Raw genomic sequence first — 17578 nt, 5'->3', positions numbered from 1 at the left:
CCGGAGTGCAGGTCTCCGTTATCGACTGGGTCTGAATCTCCCTTCGAAGATGGGCATGGCTCCGGCCGCCTGGCGTTGAAGGTCGCGACAGACCTCCGCCCTTGCTGAACACCGTTTAGTTTTCAAGGAGATTTCCATGTCTGAGCAGAAGCTCGCAGCAGAAGTACGCACCGAATTCGGCAAGGGCTACGCCCGCCGCGCACGGATGGCCAACCTCATCCCCGCCGTCATCTACGGCCACGGCGCAGACCCCATCCACATCACCCTGCCGGCAAAGGCAACTACCCTGGCCGTCCGCACCGCCAACGCCCTGCTGTCCCTGGACATCAACGGTGAAGGCCACCTGGCCCTGGTGAAGGATGTCCAGCGCGATCCCATCAAGCAGATCATCGAGCACATCGACCTCCTGACCGTCCGCCAGGGCGAAAAGGTGACCGTTGACGTTCCCGTCCACGTTTCGGGCGAAACCGCCCCCGGCACCGTGCACAACCTCGAGCTCACCGTGGTGTCCCTCGAAGCCGAGGCTACCCACCTGCCCGAGTCCGTTGAGGTCAGCATCGAAGGCCGCGCAGCCGGCGAGCACATCCACGCTTCCGACCTGGTGCTGCCGAAGGGCTCTGTCCTGCTCACCGACGCCGAGGCGCTCGTGGTGAACATCTCGGAAGCTGTCGAGATCGCCGAAGAAGAAGAAGCCGGCGAGGGCACCGAAGCCGCTGCCGAAGAGGCTCCCGAAGCCACCGAGGAAGCAGCAGCCGAGTAATCAGCCGCATTTCCCGCCAGTGGCCGGACTCCAGTGGGGGTCCGGCCACTGGCATGTCTACTGCCCTTAACCGGCGCCGGGCGCGGCAAACCCCCACCCTAGGATTGATTCATGACTGATACCTGGCTCATCATTGGCCTCGGAAACCCGGGGGCACAGTACCAAGGCAACAGGCACAACGTAGGCCAGATGGTGCTCGACGAACTCGCCGCCCGGATGGGTGCCGGTTTTAAAAGCCACAAGGCCCGCGCCCAGGTCCTCGAAGGACGCCTGGGCATTGGCGGACCCCGCGTGGTGCTGGCCAAGCCGATGAGCTACATGAATGTTTCAGGCGGTCCCACCGCGGCACTGGCAAATTTCTACGGCATCACCCCTGACCATGTGGTGGCTGTCCACGACGAGATCGACATTCCGTTCAACACAGTGAAGCTCAAGACCGGAGGGGGAGAGGGCGGCCACAACGGGCTGCGGGACATCTCCAAGGCCTTGGCCACCAAGGACTACCTCCGCGTCAGGGTAGGGGTGGGACGGCCGCCCGGCCGCATGGAAACGGCCGACTATGTCCTGCGCGACTTCGGCACTGCCGAACTCAAGGAACTCCCCTTCCTGCTGGACGAAGCAGCGGACGCAGTGGAGGTCCTGCTCCGTGATGGCCTGACCGCAGCGCAACAGAAGTTCCACCCCGCGAAGTCCGAACGTTAGCAACATGAAAACTTAATGGCCCTTGGCCCTGTCTCGTTGTCTGTGCCCCGGGGTAGTCTTCTTCCTATGCGGGGGAGCAATGGGGCTACATCCCGCTATCGCGGGGATGTAGGGGAAAAGTTCATGTCAATCGAGCCACTCAGCTGGGGACGTGGGTCAACGCCCCACGACGTCGGGCTGAACAGGGATACCTCCGGCAAGCGGGAGGGTCAGCCCTGGTCTGCCCCTGCCCGAGGCGCAAACCTCGAATCTGTCCGTACCGCCCTCACCAGCGCCGATTCCCTTGGGGTGGTCATCACCGGGGGACGCGGCGTGGGAAAGTCCTCGCTGGCCCGGGCAGCGGTCACGGAGCTGGGCCCGGACGTGTGGTCACTTCAGCTCCGCAGCGGCCCAGCCGGTTCCAGCACGCCCTACGGCTGCCTCTCTTTCCTCCTGGCCCGGCTCCCGCAGGCCTACATGGGATCCCCCACGGCCATACTCCGCGGCATTACATCCCTGATCCGCAGCGATGCCGCCGGCAGGCCCTGCGTGATCACCCTGGACACCTCCGGCTGCATCGACGAGATGAGCGCGGGGGTACTGCTGAACGTACTCCTGACCGGCACAGCGAAGATCATTGCCGTGGCGCCCAAGATCAGTGATCTCCCGGCGGACTTCCACTGGCTGCTGACGGACCGCCGCCTCGCTGAAGTCCGGCTCAGCAACCTTAACGAGCTGCAGACCCGCCAGGTTCTGCTGTCGCTCCTGGGCCACCGCGTGTCCGCATCGCTGGTGAGTACCTACCACCACATGGTGGGCGGTAATCCGCTGCTGCTGAAGGCTCTCGTTACCGAACAGCAGCTGTCCGGGAACCTCGTCCTGTCCGATTCCGTCTGGACGCTGCGGGACAAAGTGGTGCTCGACGGCGCTGCCAGCCTTGACGACATTGTCCGGTCCCGCTGGTCCAGGGAGAGTCCCCAAACCCGGGAAGTCATCGAGATGCTGTCCTGCGCACGCCGTGTGGAACTTTCCAGGCTTACCGCCATCTACAGCGCCGAAGTGGTAGCGGACATGGAGGACGGCGGGCTGCTGGAGATCGATGCCTCGGACCACCGCTGGGTGTCGCTGCGCGAAAAATACATTGGGGATGTGGTTCGCACCTGGCTGAGCATTGCCCGGCGCCGGGAGCTGCGGAGCGTGCTCCTGGGCGGCACGGAACCCGATCCAGCCGGGATGACGGTTGAGGAACTGATGGCTTTCGCGGCCTGGACCCACGAGTGCGAGGCGGACCTGAGTCCAGCCCTTGCACTCGCGGCCGCCGACGCCGCCGTCCAGCTGTTCGATCCACGGTTTGCCCTGACCTACGCGGAGATGCTTCGCCGGACGGACCGGGAGTGGGTGGCCGGGCAGCGCCAGAAAGCCGCCGCATACCTCCAGCTGGACATGCCCGTCCAGGCCATGGCCGCCCTTGATGACATCTCCCAGCCGGAGCTGGACGGCCTCGACGCAGGGGAGTACGCCCACGTCATAGCGGCCAAGTCGCAGGTCATGATGTGGCTGCCGGAGGCAGCAGCCAGGGTGCCGGACCTGCTGGCTGAAGCCAGGCAACGGCTTGAACAGGCGCCGAACCGCACTGCGTGGCCGGAGCCTGGTGCTGCGGCTGTTCACCGGGTGGAATTGAGCGAGTTCGAGTACCGGGCCTTCGTGGGCGACTACGCCTCCATCATTCCCGCCCTCGAAAAGGCCTCTGATCCAGCGCTGAACCCGGATACCGAGAACCGTATGAATTCAGCCATCCTGCTGATGACCGCGCTGGCCCTGACGGGGCGCGAAATGGATGCGCTCAGCGTCATGCGGCAGCTGGGAGGCCAGATCAGTGACGCCTCCCATATCGTCGGCCTTCGCGAGCGGTACACCAAGGAGGCCTACCTGGTGCTGCTGATCGCGGGCCAGTGGCGGCGGTGCATCGACCTCCTGGGCCCGCAGGCCACTGACGAACCGCACAGCCTTCCCTTCCGGAGCGCTGCTACGGAGCTGGCTGCCGGCATCGCCTACGTCTACTCGGGCCGTGGAGCCGCTGCCCTGGACCCCCTGATCTCCGCGGCAGCACAGCTGGAGCTCCAGCCCGTCCAGGCCGCCCTCCGCTGCGCGTACGCAGCCATCGCACTGGCCCATGCCCAGACCGGCAATGCTGCGCAGGCACGCAAATACCTGGCCAAAGTCCAGAGGACATCCGGGACGTCCAGCTTCATCGCCGAGAGCATTGCTGAGTTCTGCGCGCTCGTGGCGGGCCGGTGGCTGGGCGATCCTGACGCCGTTGCCGGGCTGAAGCAGTCCGCCCGGCAGCACATGGAGGCAGGGCGTTTCACCCTGGCCGGAATCAGCCTGCTCGCCGCCACCGTGAACGGCAGCGACGCGGATTTCCGCCAGCTGGAGGAGATTGCGGGGCACCGCCAAGGGCCGCTGGCCGAGATTTCCCGCCTGGTCGCCATAGGCACCAGGACCAAGGATGCGAAGACCCTCCTCGCGGGCGGCGAACTGGCCGCCACCCTGGAACTCGATGCCGTGGAAGCCCGGTGCATGGCACTTGCAGTGGATTTCGCACGCCAGGACGGCGACTCCCTCACAGCCCGGACGGCACAGGCCCGGCTCGATATCCTGGCAGCCACCGTGGCCAACCTTCCCATCGTACCCAGCAGCGGAAGCCCCCTGCTGACCAGCAGGGAGCGCCAGATTGCCCGGCTGGCAGGACGCGGCGCTTCCAACCGGGACATCGCCCTGGAGATGGGCGTCTCAGTCCGTACCGTTGAAGGCCACCTCTACCAGGTCTTCACCAAACTCGGCGTAACTTCCAGGGGTGATCTGACTGGACTCGTCTAACGGGCACAAGCCCAACACTGCGCAGCGTTTCCTCACCGGGCGGAAAGAACCCCTGGACCGGATCTGCAACATGGTCCGGAACCGCGCCAGCCAGGCGGTCTTCATCATGGCGGGCCCCGGCATCGGAAAGTCCTCCCTCACGGAGGCCATAGCGGAGCGCCTGGCCGCGGACATGAATGTGCTGCAGATGCACGGCAGTTCCGCCCTCGCCGCGGTGCCGTTCGGTGTCCTGACGCCGTATACGGGTGACCTGACTGCCGAGGAATCGGTCTCTCCTGTTGCCGTCCTGCGGTCCATGTGGAGCTATTTCGAGGAAGTGAAGGCCGGCAACGGCGCGCCCGTCCTGCTCATGGTGGACGATGCGCATTACCTGGACGAGGATTCCGCCGGCGTGGTGGCGGAGCTGATTTCGGCCGGCTGGGCAACAGTGGTGGCGGCGGCGAGGCCGCGTCCGGGCCTGCCCCAACCGCTGGACCAGCTCTGGTACGACGGCCTGGCCGAACGCGTGGACCTGCGCCCGCTGAACCGGGAACAGATCGAGGAAGTCCTGGCCCACGTCCTGGACGGCACCGTCCCTGACGCCACTGTGGACGCCGTCTGGAGCGCCTCGGGAGGAAATCCGCGCGTTCTGGATGCGCTGCTGCATGACGCCGCGGAGTCCGGGACCCTGGCCAAACGGAACGGAATCTGGGTCTTGCTGGGCTCTTTGCCGACCGATGGGGTCCGCCTTACTGCCGTGGTCACCAAGGACCATCTCCGGCGTCGGGCCGAGGAACAGGAGGCCATGAAGTTCATTGCGCTCGCCGGACCTGTGGGCCGGAAAGTGATCGAGGAAATTTGCGGGGCGGCGATTGTCCGTTCCCTGCTTGACCAGCAGATGGTTGTTGAAAACTCCGGCGTCCCCTCCGAACTCACCATTTGGAACGGGCTGTTCGCAAAGGCCATCCGGAACACCATCTCGGTTTCCCGGAGCCTGCAGCTGCTGGAAAAAATCCGGGAGCACCAGGACCCAGCCGCCCTTCGCGGGGAAAGCCGGCTGCGGTTCGTGGAGTGGTCGCTTGAGTGCGGCCTCCGTGTGTCCGACGCCGACATGCTGGACGCCGCGCGCGAAGCACTGGCCCGCTTCCGGAACCACAGCGCGCGATCCATCGCTGCCAAGGTGCAGGACGGCGATCTTGTGCACCTTGCGCACGCCGTGCAGGCGCGCGCCCTTTACAACGAGGGCGCCTACGCCGAAGCCGCCGCGCTGCTTGACGACAGCTGGCTGCAGCTGGTGGGAGGCCCCCAGGGCCCTTCGGTCCTGCTGCTGCGGGCGTCGGCCCACCAGGCAACAGGCCGTCCCCTGGCTGCCCTGGCCGAGGACGTGCGGGAGCACAACCAGGGGTTGCCGGAGGCAGTACGTGAAGCGCAGGAAGATCTGCTGCAGCTGCTGCAGTCCGGCGCGGACGTCAACGTGCCGGCCCTTTCCAGCCGGGTGGCGGACCTCAGGAGCCACAGCTCCACGGGAAAAACCGGCGAGCCTTTGAAAGCCATCGGCGAGGCGCTCCTGGCGCATGCCCTTGCCGCGGCCGGCCGGCCCGCGGAAGGGCTCGACGCTGCGCTGCTTGCAGCTTCCGAGCTGCCGACGCTGGAGGACGACCTGTTCTTCTACTCCGAGTTCGTCCTGGGGCGGCTGGTCATTGGCTACCTTGCCATGGGGGAGTGGGAATCCGCGGAGCGTGAACTCGAAAGCTATGCGGCAGGACATGCCGCCGGGACCGGGACGTTCAACGGCAGCCTGCAGGTGCTGCGCGGCTACTCAATGCTGCGGCAGGGCCGGATGGAGCGGGCCTACCAGCTGCTGCTGCCAGCAGTGGAAGCGCTCAGGCTCAGCGATCCACTGCAGTTGTTCCGCTTCGGTTCGGCCCTCGGCTTTTACGTTGCCGCACGGCTCGGTGACACTGCCCAGGCAAAGCGGCTGGAACAGGACTGCAAGGACGCGGTGGCAGGAGGCCCCGCCCATGACCTTCTGGCGGGCGCCTACGGTGCGGCCGCTTCAGAGTACCTGGCCCGCGACGGCAAGGGCCTCGCCGCCCTCCATACCCTGGCGACCACCACGGAGGCCTCGTCAAGGGCCGGCACCCTGCTGGAGCTCCTGTCGCTGCTCTGGGACCTGGGGGATGCATCGGTGATCCCCATGGTGCAAAACGCGGCCCGCGGCGTAGAGGGCCGCTGGGCCGCGGCAATGCTGAAGCTGGCTGCCGATTGGGAGGCAGCGGATGGCGATGCCCTGATGGGAACGGCCGCCGCCCTGGAGGAATCCGGCTTCGTAAACCTTGCCCGCGAGGCCTATGCCCGTGCCAGCACGGTGCTGGAGCAGGCTGGGGAGCGGCGGCGCTCCCGGCAGGCCGTTGCCCAGCGCGAAAAGTGTGACCACGAACTCGGCGAGCGTTTCCGGGAGGGCCGGTTCATCGCCGCGGCCCCCGCAGTCCATCTCACCCGCAGAGAACAGGACATCGTTGAGCTCGCAGTGCAGGGGCTCACGGACCGCGAGATCGCCCAGCGGCTCATGGTTTCCGTCCGGACGGTTGAGGGACACCTTTACCGCACCTACGTAAAGCTCGGCGTGCGCAGCCGGGACGAGCTGGACTCGGCGCTTCCCAAGTAGCAGGACGAGGGCTTCGCTAACTCCAGACTGCTCCAGCGGACTCAGCCACCTTCCTCCTGCCCTTTCCGAGCTGCTGATCACAGCCTGCCCGCGGTTCGTGAGAAAGCCCCACCGGGTATCAGCCCCCGGTCCCGGTAGTACCCCGCCATGGAATTCGAGTACTCCCTACTCGTGTATGTCCGGACCCCGCGGGCTTTACTTAAGGAAGTGAAAAAAGCGGCCGTAAAGAGGCCGCAAACCACGCCTGAGAAGTTCAAGGTCTCGCAAGCTTCCGGTCAAGGTGACCGGGCCAGACGGGGCCGGCGACGTCAGAGTCTTCTGAGACCGAGACTCTCCCCCCAGCCGTCGCCGGCCCTCCAATCCGCGGGGCTGAAGCCCGGAGCGGACGTGGCGGCTGCCCCTCCCGGGCGGCCGCCACAGCCGTGCTGTGGGACAATTGAGTGTCATGGTTGGCATCTCAAGGAGTACGTCTTGGCCGTAGTATCAACGCCGCCCACGCTGGAGCGCGCCCTGCCGGTCATGGATAACGCCGAGGTGCTCCGCATCCGCAACGATTTCCCGGTCCTGGACCAGCTGGTCAATGGCCAGCCGCTGGTCTACCTCGATTCCGGAGCTACCTCCCAGAACCCCCTGAGCGTCATTGAAGCCGAGCAGGAGTTCTATGAGCAGCGCAATGCGGCGGTGCACCGGGGCGCACACCATCTTGCCGTGGAGGCCACCGAGGTGTTCGAGGATGCCCGGCAGACCGTCGCGGACTTTATCGGCGCTGACTACGCGGAAACGATTTGGACCTCAAACGCCACTGAGGGCCTGAACCTGATCAGCTATGCGTTGTCCAACGCCGGCCTGTGGGCTGCCCAGGGCAGGGGGGATGCCCGGCTGAAGGAGCTTGCCCTGAACCCGGGCGATGAAATTGTGGTGACGGAGATGGAGCACCACGCCAACCTGATTCCCTGGCAGGAACTGGCGTTCCGTACCGGTGCCATCCTGCGCTACATCCCTGTGGACGACGCCGGGTCACTCCGCATGGACCAGGCCGGGGACATCATCGGGAGCCGGACGCGTGTGCTGGCGTTCACCCACGCTTCAAACGTGCTGGGGACAATCAACCCCGTAGCGGAGCTCGTGGGACTGGCCCGGAAAGCCGGCGCGCTGGTGGTCCTGGACGCGTGCCAGTCAGCCCCGCACCTTCCCCTGGACGTGAAGGGACTCGGCGTCGACTTTGCTGTGTTTTCCGGCCACAAGATGCTTGCCCCCACGGGCATCGGGGTCTTGTACGGTAAGCAGGAACTGCTGGACATCCTGCCGCCCTTCCTCACCGGCGGCTCCATGATCACCACGGTCACCATGGAACGCGCTGAGTATCTTCCCGCGCCCCAGCGCTTCGAAGCAGGTACGCAGCGGATTTCCCAGGCTGTGGCGCTGGCTGCAGCGGCGAACTACCTGACGGAGACGGGCCTGGACCGTATCCACCAGTGGGAGTCAGGGCTCGGCCAGCGCATGGTTGCGGGGCTGGAGTCGATTCCGGGAATCCGGGTCCTGGGGCCCGCCGCCGGCCAGGAGCGGATCGGGCTTGCCGCCTTCGACGTCGAGGGTGTTCATGCCCACGACGTGGGCCAGTTCCTTGACTCGCGGGGCATCGCCGTGCGCGTGGGCCACCACTGCGCCCAGCCGCTGCACCGCAGGCTGGGGCTGACCGCCACTACCAGAGCTAGCGCCTACCTGTACAACACCACGGACGACATCGACCAGTTCCTGGATGCCGTCGCCGGCGTGCGGGCTTATTTCCGCGCCTAGCAGGGAAGACCGAAGGTAACACTATGAGCCTTGACCAGCTGTACCAGCAGATCATCCTGGACCACTCCAAGGCCCGGCACGGCAGCGGCCTTGCGGGGACAGAGGCGCCTGAGGGCGCGAACACCGGCCAGTCGCACCAGCTCAACCCTGTGTGCGGGGACGAAGTCACGCTGAGGGTCGCGGTTGAGAACGGAAAAGTGGCCCAGGTGGCGTGGGACGGGGCGGGATGCTCCATCTCCATGGCGTCCGCCTCGGTGCTCAGTGAAATGGCCGAGGGGATGACGGTGGCGGAGCTGCACAAGGCCATTGACAGCTTCCGTGAAGTCCTGCGCTCACGCGGGAAGGTCTCCGCGGATCCTGACCTGCTGGGGGATGCGGCGGCATTTGAAGGGGTGGCCCGCTATGCGGCCCGCGTGAAGTGCGCCATGATTTCCTGGGTTGCCGCGGAGGACGCGCTCAACCAGGCTGCCTGACCCCTGAGGGCATTCCTCCCGGGGGTGATAAGAACCAATGAAGGCCCTCCTCCCGGCGGGACGAGGGCCTTCATCTTGCACCTAATTCGTACAGCGCTTTCCTGCTGGCAGTGCAGGCCGCTTAGCCGGCCAGCGCCATAACGCCAATGACGGCCGTGGCGGCGCCCAGCACCATGGAGATGCTGACCAGCACCATATGGACGGTCAGGAACCTGGTGGCCTTTCCCGCGGAGTCCCGGGCACGCGGATCCTTCATGACCCTGCGCAGGAACTGCGGCCAGACCACCAGGGACCAGACTCCCGCGATGATCAGGACCAGTGAAGCGAAAACGGGCAGTTCCACGGGTTAGTGGCTTTCCAGCCAGGCCTGTGCCTGCTTGGCCTGGAGGTTCAGGGCCTTGGCAACCATCGGCTCTGCGGCATCAGCGATCTTCCCGCCAAGGAACGGCACCGAGGACTTTACGGCGCCCTCAAGCTCGACGCGGGTGCCGCCGTCGGCAGCCACGAGCCGCTGCACGGCGGTGACATCAACGGGGGCGCCGGCAATCTTCAGCGAGATGCTGCTCTGGCGGGAGCCGTCCGCAGCCGGAGCGTCCCAGTTTTCCACCTGGGTCACCTTGAGCTGCTCACCCACGAACTTCCGGGCAATCTCGGGAAGGCGGGTGGTGGGCAGGGTCCGCACCGAAGTGGCGCTGAAAGCTCCGGCAACGTCTCCAACCACGGTGAACGATTCCAGCGAGCCGCCCACGAGCTGGCTGACGTGGCGCTGGAAATCCTCGTTCACCAGGACAGCTGCGACGTTGTCGACGGAGTGCGGAAGGGTGGTGGTTGCGCTCAGGGCCATGTGTCCTCCTGGGACGTGCGGAACGGTTTTAACTCCACACATCCTACGGGCTTTGTTCTTCGTGCTCCGCATCCACGATCTTTTGGGCGGCGCTGGTGATGTTCCGGGCCATGGCGGGGAAGATCAGGCTGTGGAAGGGCAGCACGGCGAGCCAGTACAGCCTTCCGCTGAGCCCTTTGGGGAAGAAGATTGCACGCTGGCGGTACCGGCTCCCGGTTCCGTCGGGCTCTACGGAGAGCTCCAGCCAGGCACGCCCCGGAGCGCGCATTTCTGCCCGCAGCCTCAGCAGCTTCCCGCGGTCTATCCGTTCCACACGCCACCAGTCAACAACCTCCCCGGTGGCCAGGGTGTGGGGATGCCGCCGTCCGCGGAGCAGCCCGGCTCCGCCGGTCAGCTTGTCCAGCCAGCCGCGGACCTGCCACGCCAGGGGAAGGGAGTACCACCCGTTCCGCCCGCCGATGCCCTCGATCACCGTCCACACATGGGCCGGGTCCACATCTCCGTGGAAAGTCCGTTCGTCGATGTAGACCTTGTGCCCGGCCCACTCGGGGTCGCTGGGCAGGGGATCCGAAGCCGCCCCGGCATTGGCCCACGTCGTTTGCACCTGGCCGTCGCGTTCCTTGCCGAGGGCCAGGGCCACCGCCGTGCGGTAGGTGGTCAGTCCGCCGTCGGGCTGTGGGATGTACTGGTCGATGTCGTGCTCGTCGGACACGGCATCGTGCTGGAGGGACTGAACCAGCGGTACGGCCATGGATAAGGGGATGGGGGTGGTCAGCGCCACCCACATGCCGGCAAGCTTGGGCGCCGGGACGGGAAGCGCCAGCACCACGCGGTAGGGGAGCCCGGCTTCGGCGGCGTACTCCTTCATCATCCCTGCATAGGTGAGGACCTGCCGGCAGCCGATATCGAACGTGCGGTTGATCGGTCCTTCCAGGGACGCCGCCGAGACCAGGTAGTAGAGGACGTCCCGCACAGCGATGGCTTCGATCCGGTTGCGGACCCAGCTGGGTGCCGGCATGAGCGGCAGCGTCTCGGAAAGGTGGCGGATCATTTCGAAGGACGCAGAGCCTGAGCCGATCACCACGCCGGCCTGGAACACGATGGCATCCACCGGGCTGTCCAGGAAGACTTTCCCCACCGCTTCCCGGGAACGCATATGGGTGGACAGCTCGACGCCCGTGGGGTGCAGCCCCCCGAGGTAGACAATCCTGCCGACCCCCGCAGCAGCAGCGGCTTCCGCCGCCGTCCGGGCCATGGCCTGCTCCTTGGCTTCAAATCCGGACCCGGCCGCCATGGAATGCACCAGGTAGTAAAAAACGTCAACGCCGTCCAGCGCCTCCCGCAGGGCACCGCCGTCGTCAAGGCTGCTTTCCACAACCTCCACATTGTCCCGCCACGGCACCCCGGCGATCTTGTCCGGGGAGCGCACCAGGACTTTGACCGTGTGGCCCGCCTCCAGGAGCTTGGGCACAAGCCTGCCCCCAATGTAGCCGGTGGCTCCGGTGACCAGGACAGTCCTGGATTTCCGCGGGGTGCTGCTGGTTTCAGTCATGGTGGCTCCTTATCGTCCACAGGCCATTCGGAGCGGCCCGCAGTCTGGACGGCTGCTGCTTGCGCAGACTGCCGCCGGCTTCAGCTGCCTGTCTTGTCCGTCACTGCCAGCCTAGCCCCGCGCCATAGTGCCAGCCCTGTGCGAGAGTGCCAGTCTTGAGCCAGCACGCTTTGTCGGAGCCGCGCGGTAGGCTGGGTTTACCCGGGATTCGCAGCGAATTTCGGGTTTTCGCGTTGCCTGCTTTCCGTAACACCACAGGAGCTTCTGCCATGAGCCTTCCCGGCCAGTCCAATCACGGCCCCTCGCTGGACGGTCTGCGCCGCGCACTTGCCGCGGACCAGACCTTCGCGCGCGTCCGCGCCGAGGCTGCCCGCGGGTTCGCGGTCCGCGGCCAGGATTACCAGATCAGCGCGCCCGCCGGGCTGCGGGCGGTGCTTCTTGCTGAGATGGCGGACGGCATTGCCGCCTCCGGCGCCGGGGACGACGCCGGCGGGTCGGGTGTGGTCCTTGCCGTCACCGCCACGGGCCGGGAGGCTGAGGACCTGACGGCCGCGCTGCGGGCGTACCTTCCGGCCGACTGCGTGGCCGAGTTTCCCAGCTGGGAGACGCTGCCCCACGAGCGCCTCTCGCCCCGTTCGGACACCGTAGGCCGGCGCCTGTCGGTGCTCCGCCGCCTGGCGCATCCTGAAACCTCGACGGCGGGCCCGCTCCGGATTGTGGTGGCTCCCGTCCGCGCCGTGGTCCAGCCGGTGGTTGCAGGCCTCGGTGAGCTTGTCCCGGTCACCTTGAAGGTGGGCCAGGAACGGCCCTTCACCGAGGTTGTGCGGAGCCTGTCCGACGCAGCCTACGCCCGGGTGGACATGGTGACGCACCGCGGTGAATTTGCCGTCCGCGGCGGGATCATCGACGTCTTTCCGCCCACCGAGGACCACCCCATCCGGGTGGAGTTCTTTGGTGACGAAGTGGACCAGATGCGCTGGTTCGCCGTGGCAGACCAGCGCTCGCTGTCCTCGCCCGGGCTGCACCACCCCACCGAGCTGCACGCGCCGCCCTGCCGCGAGATCCTCATCACCCCGTCCGTGATGTCCCGGGCAGCCACTCTCAAGGCGCAGCTCCCGGCCGCGGCCGACATGCTGGAAAAGATTGCCGGCGGGATCGCCGTGGAGGGCATGGAATCCCTGGCGCCGGTGCTGGTGGACTCCATGGTCCCGTTCGTGGAGCAGCTGCCGGCAGGCTCCATCTCGGTGGTTGTTGAACCGGAAAAGGTCCGCACCCGTGCCCACGACCTCGCCGCCACCAACGAGGAATTCCTGGAGGCGGCGTGGTCCACGGCGTCCGACGGCGGGACGGCACCTTTGGACCTGAGCTCCCAAGCCAGTGCCGCGCTCCATTCCGCCAGCTTCCGGTCCCTGACGGAAACGCGCAGCTCCTCCCTGGAGCACGGGGTGTCCTGGTGGTCCATCACCTCCCTGGCGCAGGACGAGGAACTGCTGCCGGACATCGACGTCCTCAACCTGCATGCGCGGGAACCGAGGGGCTACCAGGGCGATGTGGCCGAGATGATGGACTTCATCGGCTCCCATGTCCGGGACCAGTGGCGGATCGTCGTCGCCACGGAAGGTCCCGGTCCGGCCCAGCGCCTGGCAGAGCTGTTCCACGAGAACGACATCCCCTGCGCCCGGGTGGACAGCCTGGACCACGAGCCCCAGGCGGGCATCATCGAGGTGACTACTGCCGCCGTCGGACGCGGTTTTGTCCTGGACGGGCTCAAGCTGGGCCTCCTCACCGAAGCCGACCTGCTGGGCCGGACCTCTGCCGGTTCCACGAAGGACATGCGGCGGATGCCGTCCAAGCGGCGCAACGCCGTGGACCCGCTGCAGCTCGTGACCGGAGACCACGTGGTGCATGAGCAGCATGGCATCGGCAAGTTCGTGGAGCTGATCCAGAGGAAGGTCGCCGGTGGCGGCGACGGGGTGCGCGAGTACCTGGTGCTGGAGTATGCACCGTCCAAGCGCGGAGCGCCGGGGGACAGGCTGTTCGTTCCCACGGACCAGCTGGACCAGGTGACCCGCTACGTGGGCGGGGACACGCCCGTCCTGAGCAAAATGGGCGGCGCGGACTGGGCCAGCACCAAGTCCAAGGCACGCAAGGCCGTCAAGGAGATCGCCGGCGAGCTCATCCGGCTATACTCTGCCCGGATGGCGTCCCGCGGCCACGCGTTCGGCCCTGACACCCCCTGGCAGCGCGAACTGGAGGAAGCCTTCCCTTATGTGGAGACGCCTGACCAGCTGACCACCATCAACGAGGTCAAGGCGGACATGGAGCGTGAGATCCCCATGGACCGGCTGGTTTCCGGCGACGTGGGCTATGGCAAGACGGAGATTGCCGTGCGGGCCGCGTTCAAGGCAGTCCAGGACGGCAAGCAGGTGGCCGTGCTGGTGCCCACCACCCTGCTGGCCCAACAGCACTACGAAACGTTCACCGAGCGGTTCTCCGGCTTCCCCCTGCGCGTGAAGCCGCTGTCCCGGTTCCAGGCGTCCAAGGAGGCAAAGGAGACAGCGGAAGGCGTCAAGAACGGCACCGTGGACGTGGTGATCGGAACGCATCGGCTGCTGTCCAAGGATTTCGAGTTCAAGGACCTGGGCCTGGTGATCGTGGACGAGGAACAGCGCTTCGGGGTGGAGCACAAGGAAGCGCTCAAGAAGATGCGCACCAACGTGGACGTGCTTGCCATGAGCGCAACTCCCATCCCGCGCACGCTGGAGATGTCGCTGACGGGCATCCGGGAGACCTCCACCCTGGCCACGCCGCCGGAGGAACGGCACCCGGTCCTTACCTATGTTGGCCCCTACACTGACAAGCAGACCTCCGCCGCGATCCGGCGCGAGCTGATGCGCGAAGGCCAGGTCTTCTTCGTCCACAACAGGGTATCCACCATTGAACGGACGGCTGCGAAAATCCGCGAACTGGTGCCGGAGGCCCGCGTGGAGGTGGCACACGGCAAGATGTCCGAGAGCCGCCTGGAACAGATCATCGTGGACTTCTGGGAGAAGCGCTTTGACGTCCTGGTGTGCACCACCATCATCGAAACCGGGCTGGACATCTCCAACGCCAACACCCTGATCGTGGACGGCGCGGACAAGTACGGCCTGTCACAGCTGCACCAGCTGCGCGGGCGCGTGGGCCGCGGGCGTGAACGCGCCTACGCCTACTTCCTCTACCCCTCGGAGAAGCCGCTGGGTGAGGTGGCACTGGAACGGCTCAAGGCCGTGGCCACGCACAATGAGCTGGGCGCGGGCATGCAGCTGGCCATGAAGGACCTGGAGATCCGTGGTGCCGGCAACCTGCTGGGCGGCGAACAGTCCGGCCACATCCAGGGCGTCGGATTCGATCTGTACATACGGCTGGTGGGCGAGGCCGTGGCGGACTTCCGCGGCGAGGCCGAGGAAAAGGCAGCGGAGATGAAGATCGAACTGCCGGTCAATGCGCACCTTCCGCACGACTACGTGCCGGGGGAGCGGCTGCGCCTGGAGGCCTACCGGAAGCTCGCGGCTGCGCTCACCAACGAGGCCATCGACGAAGTCCTCGCCGAACTGGTGGACCGGTACGGAGAGCCGCCGCTGCCGGCCCAGAACCTTGTGTCCGTTGCCCGCTTCCGTGTGGGCGCCCGTGAGGCCGGCCTGTCCGATGTGGCCCTGCAGGGCAACTTCATCAAGTTCTCGCCGGCCACCCTGCCGGAATCGAAGGTCATGCGGCTTAACAGGATGTACCCGGGGTCCCAGTCCAAGCCGGCGCTCGATGCCGTGCTGATCCCCAAGCCCAAGACGGCAAGGATCGGCGGGCGGGACCTGCAGGACGCGGAAATCCTGGAGTGGGCCAACGGCGTGATCCGGAACATCTTCGCTGATGCTCCGCTCGCTGCTCCCGCAGTCAGCAGCTAGGGGGTGATGGGGGGACACCACGCCGCGTCGGGAGCCGCGGCGTGGGTAGCTATTGCCTCGACGGGCCCGTACACGCTGGGCTGGTACCCGCTGGACGCCACCGGGATCCTGATTGGTGGAATGGCAACGGCGGGAACAGCCCTGGTCTGCGACTGGGACCACCGGTACAGTACGGTTGCAAACTCCCTGCCGCCGCTGTCCAACATGATTGCCGTGGGGATCGAAAATGCCAGCGGCGGGCACCGCCAGGGCACGCACTCCGTCCTCGGGGCGGCGTTCTTTGTCCTGCTGGCCACCCTGGCTGGCCAGGTCCAGCTTGAGACGGAGTGGGGGCTGCTGTCTGTGGGGGCAGGGCTGCTGTGCATGTTCATGATCAACATCGCGGCGAAGGCCCTGAAGCTTTTTCCCAAGGCGGGCTTCATCAGCAACTGGATCTTCGCGCTGACCATGGCGGGGCTGGTCACCTGGTTCGCGCCGGACCAATGGACCTGGCTTCCGGTCTCCATGCTGACCGGTGTGGTGGTCCATATTGTGGGTGACCTGGTCACCACAGGCGGCGTGCCCCTGCTGTGGCCGCTGGTGGTCCGGCCGCCGAAACCCCTGCGGCGGGTGCCGCTGCTGCGCCAGGTGTGGCGGCCCAACGGGGCGCTGTCCCTTCCGCTGCTGGGACGGGCCGGGTCCAAACGCGAGTGGCTTGTCCTGATTCCGGTGAGTGCCTACGCCATGGTGGGCCTGAGCATGGCCGCCTGGTCCGTAGCGCATGCGCACTGGGGCAGCGCCGCCGATGCCGCCGTGGCGTGGGCCCGCGTCTGGTTCTGAAAGCAGAAAAGAACCCTTGGACTGAACAGTCCAAGGGTTCTTTGTGGTTCACCATCCCAACTGGTTACCACCAAGTGTCGTTGTGGCCTTCATAACGACACTTGGCGCTACGTGGTTGGGCCTAGTGTTCGCCGGCGGAGTCCGAGCGGCCCAGGATGCTCTGCGGAATCCAGAAAGCAAGGGCGAACAGGCCGATGCAGACTGCCATGGGCCAGGGGTTGTCCAGCGTCAGGAAGGAGAGGGAGTACACGGCTCCCAGGAACAGCGCGATCATGACCACAAAAAGGAGGATGCTCGTGCCGAGCTTGTTCTCGTTCTGCGGGGTCTGGATGGTGCCTTCCTGGGCAGATGAGCCCTGGCTGGACGCCGCGATCTTGCTGGACATAGTTCCTCCTCGGCCCCGCGGGGCTCAATCTGTGGCGGCTTCCGGTGCCGTCAGTACGACGATGAACCCTGTTCACCTTTGACAATGGCAATTCCGGAGCTGGCACCAATACGTGTTGCACCTGCTGCAATCATAGCCTGCGCGTCAGCCAGGGACCGTACCCCGCCGGAGGCCTTGACGCCCAGGCCCGGGCCCACCGTGGAGCGCATCAGGGCGATGTCCTCCGCCGTTGCACCCCCGCCGTTGAACCCGGTGGAGGTCTTCACGAAGTCCGCTCCGGCCTCCACGGCTGCCTCGCAGGCCATGACCTTCTGGCTGTCTGTGAGCAGCGCGGTTTCAATGATGACCTTCAGGATCGCGCCGCTGGCGTGCACCGCCTCGGCCACGGCGGAGATGTCCTCGACAAGCGCGCCTTTGTCCCCCGCCCGGGCAGCGGCGATGTTGATGACCATGTCCACTTCGTCGGCCCCGTCCAGGACCGCGCCGCGGGCTTCGAAGGTCTTGACGTCCGTGGGGGTGGCACCCAGGGGGAACCCCACTACCGAGCAGGTGAGGACGCCGGTGCCCCTCAGTGCGGTCTTGACGGTTTTGACCCAGATGGGGTTGACGCAGACGGACTTGAAACCGTATTCCGCCGCTTCGGCGCAGACCTTGAGGACGTCCGCTTCCCCGGCCTCAGGCTTCAGCAGCGTGTGGTCGATGTAGGACGCTATGGCGCTGGAACCTGCGGTGCCGGTGGTTGCAGTCTGAACGGAAGGGGTGGCTTCGTTGCTCATGGTGGTCCTCTCCAGGGGACTGT

General features: G+C 66.2%; 13 protein-coding genes. 8 read left to right on the top strand and 5 right to left on the bottom strand.

The window, feature by feature from the left end; genetic code table 11:
• Positions 1–136: 136 nt before the first annotated feature.
• From ACIQF4_RS06705 to sufU, 6 genes are all read left to right on the top strand, one after another.
• Positions 137–760, top strand: coding sequence for a 50S ribosomal protein L25/general stress protein Ctc (locus tag ACIQF4_RS06705; RefSeq protein ID WP_400515387.1), 624 nt, complete (start codon positions 137–139; stop codon positions 758–760).
• Between the two features lie 111 nt (positions 761–871).
• On the top strand, positions 872–1462 hold the full coding sequence (pth, locus tag ACIQF4_RS06700; protein ID WP_400515389.1) for an aminoacyl-tRNA hydrolase: 591 nt from the start codon (positions 872–874) through the stop codon (positions 1460–1462).
• Between the two features lie 123 nt (positions 1463–1585).
• The gene (locus ACIQF4_RS06695) at positions 1586–4321 is read left to right on the top strand and encodes a LuxR C-terminal-related transcriptional regulator (protein WP_400515390.1); all 2736 of its coding nucleotides are present in this window, start codon (positions 1586–1588) and stop codon (positions 4319–4321) included.
• A 70-nt stretch (positions 4322–4391) separates the two neighbouring features.
• Complete coding sequence (locus ACIQF4_RS06690; RefSeq protein ID WP_400515391.1) at positions 4392–6968, top strand: LuxR C-terminal-related transcriptional regulator; 2577 nt, start codon at positions 4392–4394, stop codon at positions 6966–6968.
• A gap of 471 nt (positions 6969–7439) precedes the next feature.
• On the top strand, positions 7440–8765 hold the full coding sequence (locus ACIQF4_RS06685; RefSeq protein ID WP_350003776.1) for a SufS family cysteine desulfurase: 1326 nt from the start codon (positions 7440–7442) through the stop codon (positions 8763–8765).
• Between the two features lie 23 nt (positions 8766–8788).
• Positions 8789–9238, top strand: a complete 450-nt coding sequence (gene sufU, locus ACIQF4_RS06680) for a Fe-S cluster assembly sulfur transfer protein SufU (protein ID WP_350003775.1) — start codon at positions 8789–8791, stop codon at positions 9236–9238.
• Between the two features lie 121 nt (positions 9239–9359).
• On the opposite strand, the gene ACIQF4_RS06675 is transcribed toward sufU, so the two are convergent.
• The 3 genes from ACIQF4_RS06675 to ACIQF4_RS06665 are packed head-to-tail and all read right to left on the bottom strand — an operon-like array spanning position 9360 to position 11634.
• The gene (locus tag ACIQF4_RS06675; protein WP_400515393.1) at positions 9360–9581 is read right to left on the bottom strand and encodes an SCO4848 family membrane protein; all 222 of its coding nucleotides are present in this window, start codon (positions 9579–9581) and stop codon (positions 9360–9362) included.
• A gap of 3 nt (positions 9582–9584) precedes the next feature.
• Positions 9585–10082, bottom strand: coding sequence for a DUF2505 domain-containing protein (locus ACIQF4_RS06670; RefSeq protein WP_400515394.1), 498 nt, complete (start codon positions 10080–10082; stop codon positions 9585–9587).
• Positions 10083–10125: 43 nt separating this feature from the next.
• Positions 10126–11634: an SDR family oxidoreductase gene (locus ACIQF4_RS06665; protein ID WP_400515397.1), complete on the bottom strand. Its 1509-nt coding sequence runs from the start codon at positions 11632–11634 to the stop codon at positions 10126–10128.
• A 269-nt stretch (positions 11635–11903) separates the two neighbouring features.
• On the opposite strand from ACIQF4_RS06665, the gene mfd reads away from it, so the two are divergent.
• Together mfd and ACIQF4_RS06655 are read left to right on the top strand one after the other, a co-directional pair.
• Positions 11904–15575, top strand: coding sequence for a transcription-repair coupling factor (gene mfd / locus ACIQF4_RS06660; RefSeq protein WP_400515398.1), 3672 nt, complete (start codon positions 11904–11906; stop codon positions 15573–15575).
• A 6-nt stretch (positions 15576–15581) separates the two neighbouring features.
• On the top strand, positions 15582–16394 hold the full coding sequence (locus ACIQF4_RS06655; protein ID WP_400515399.1) for a metal-dependent hydrolase: 813 nt from the start codon (positions 15582–15584) through the stop codon (positions 16392–16394).
• 121 nt (positions 16395–16515) lie between these two features.
• Here the strand turns inward: ACIQF4_RS06655 and ACIQF4_RS06650 are convergent, their stop codons facing one another.
• The gene (locus tag ACIQF4_RS06650; protein ID WP_400515401.1) at positions 16516–16779 is read right to left on the bottom strand and encodes a hypothetical protein; all 264 of its coding nucleotides are present in this window, start codon (positions 16777–16779) and stop codon (positions 16516–16518) included.
• A 50-nt stretch (positions 16780–16829) separates the two neighbouring features.
• Positions 16830–17555 carry a deoxyribose-phosphate aldolase gene (gene deoC / locus ACIQF4_RS06645; protein WP_400515402.1) on the bottom strand — a complete coding sequence of 242 codons (726 nt, stop codon included), beginning with the start codon at positions 17553–17555 and terminating at the stop codon, positions 16830–16832.
• Between the last annotated feature and the right edge of the window lie 23 nt (positions 17556–17578).

This window comes from Pseudarthrobacter sp. NPDC092202 (genome assembly GCF_044755505.1).
Lineage (GTDB): Bacteria > Actinomycetota > Actinomycetes > Actinomycetales > Micrococcaceae > Arthrobacter.
The sequence above is the reverse complement of the archived record's forward strand: the minus strand, read 5'-3'. Positions and strand labels throughout refer to the sequence as shown.

What these genes read in the sequence shown, in the direction of transcription:
- ACIQF4_RS06655 (WP_400515399.1), top strand. Translation starts at nt 15,582, where the DNA reads ATGGGGGGACACCACGCCGCGTCGGGAGCCGCGGCGTGGGTAGCTATT.
- mfd (WP_400515398.1), top strand. Translation starts at nt 11,904, where the DNA reads ATGAGCCTTCCCGGCCAGTCCAATCACGGCCCCTCGCTGGACGGTCTG.
- sufU (WP_350003775.1), top strand. Translation starts at nt 8,789, where the DNA reads ATGAGCCTTGACCAGCTGTACCAGCAGATCATCCTGGACCACTCCAAG.
- ACIQF4_RS06690 (WP_400515391.1), top strand. Translation starts at nt 4,392, where the DNA reads ATGGTCCGGAACCGCGCCAGCCAGGCGGTCTTCATCATGGCGGGCCCC.
- ACIQF4_RS06665 (WP_400515397.1), bottom strand. Translation starts at nt 11,634, where the DNA reads ATGACTGAAACCAGCAGCACCCCGCGGAAATCCAGGACTGTCCTGGTC.
- ACIQF4_RS06695 (WP_400515390.1), top strand. Translation starts at nt 1,586, where the DNA reads ATGTCAATCGAGCCACTCAGCTGGGGACGTGGGTCAACGCCCCACGAC.
- ACIQF4_RS06670 (WP_400515394.1), bottom strand. Translation starts at nt 10,082, where the DNA reads ATGGCCCTGAGCGCAACCACCACCCTTCCGCACTCCGTCGACAACGTC.
- pth (WP_400515389.1), top strand. Translation starts at nt 872, where the DNA reads ATGACTGATACCTGGCTCATCATTGGCCTCGGAAACCCGGGGGCACAG.
- ACIQF4_RS06705 (WP_400515387.1), top strand. Translation starts at nt 137, where the DNA reads ATGTCTGAGCAGAAGCTCGCAGCAGAAGTACGCACCGAATTCGGCAAG.
- ACIQF4_RS06650 (WP_400515401.1), bottom strand. Translation starts at nt 16,779, where the DNA reads ATGTCCAGCAAGATCGCGGCGTCCAGCCAGGGCTCATCTGCCCAGGAA.
- deoC (WP_400515402.1), bottom strand. Translation starts at nt 17,555, where the DNA reads ATGAGCAACGAAGCCACCCCTTCCGTTCAGACTGCAACCACCGGCACC.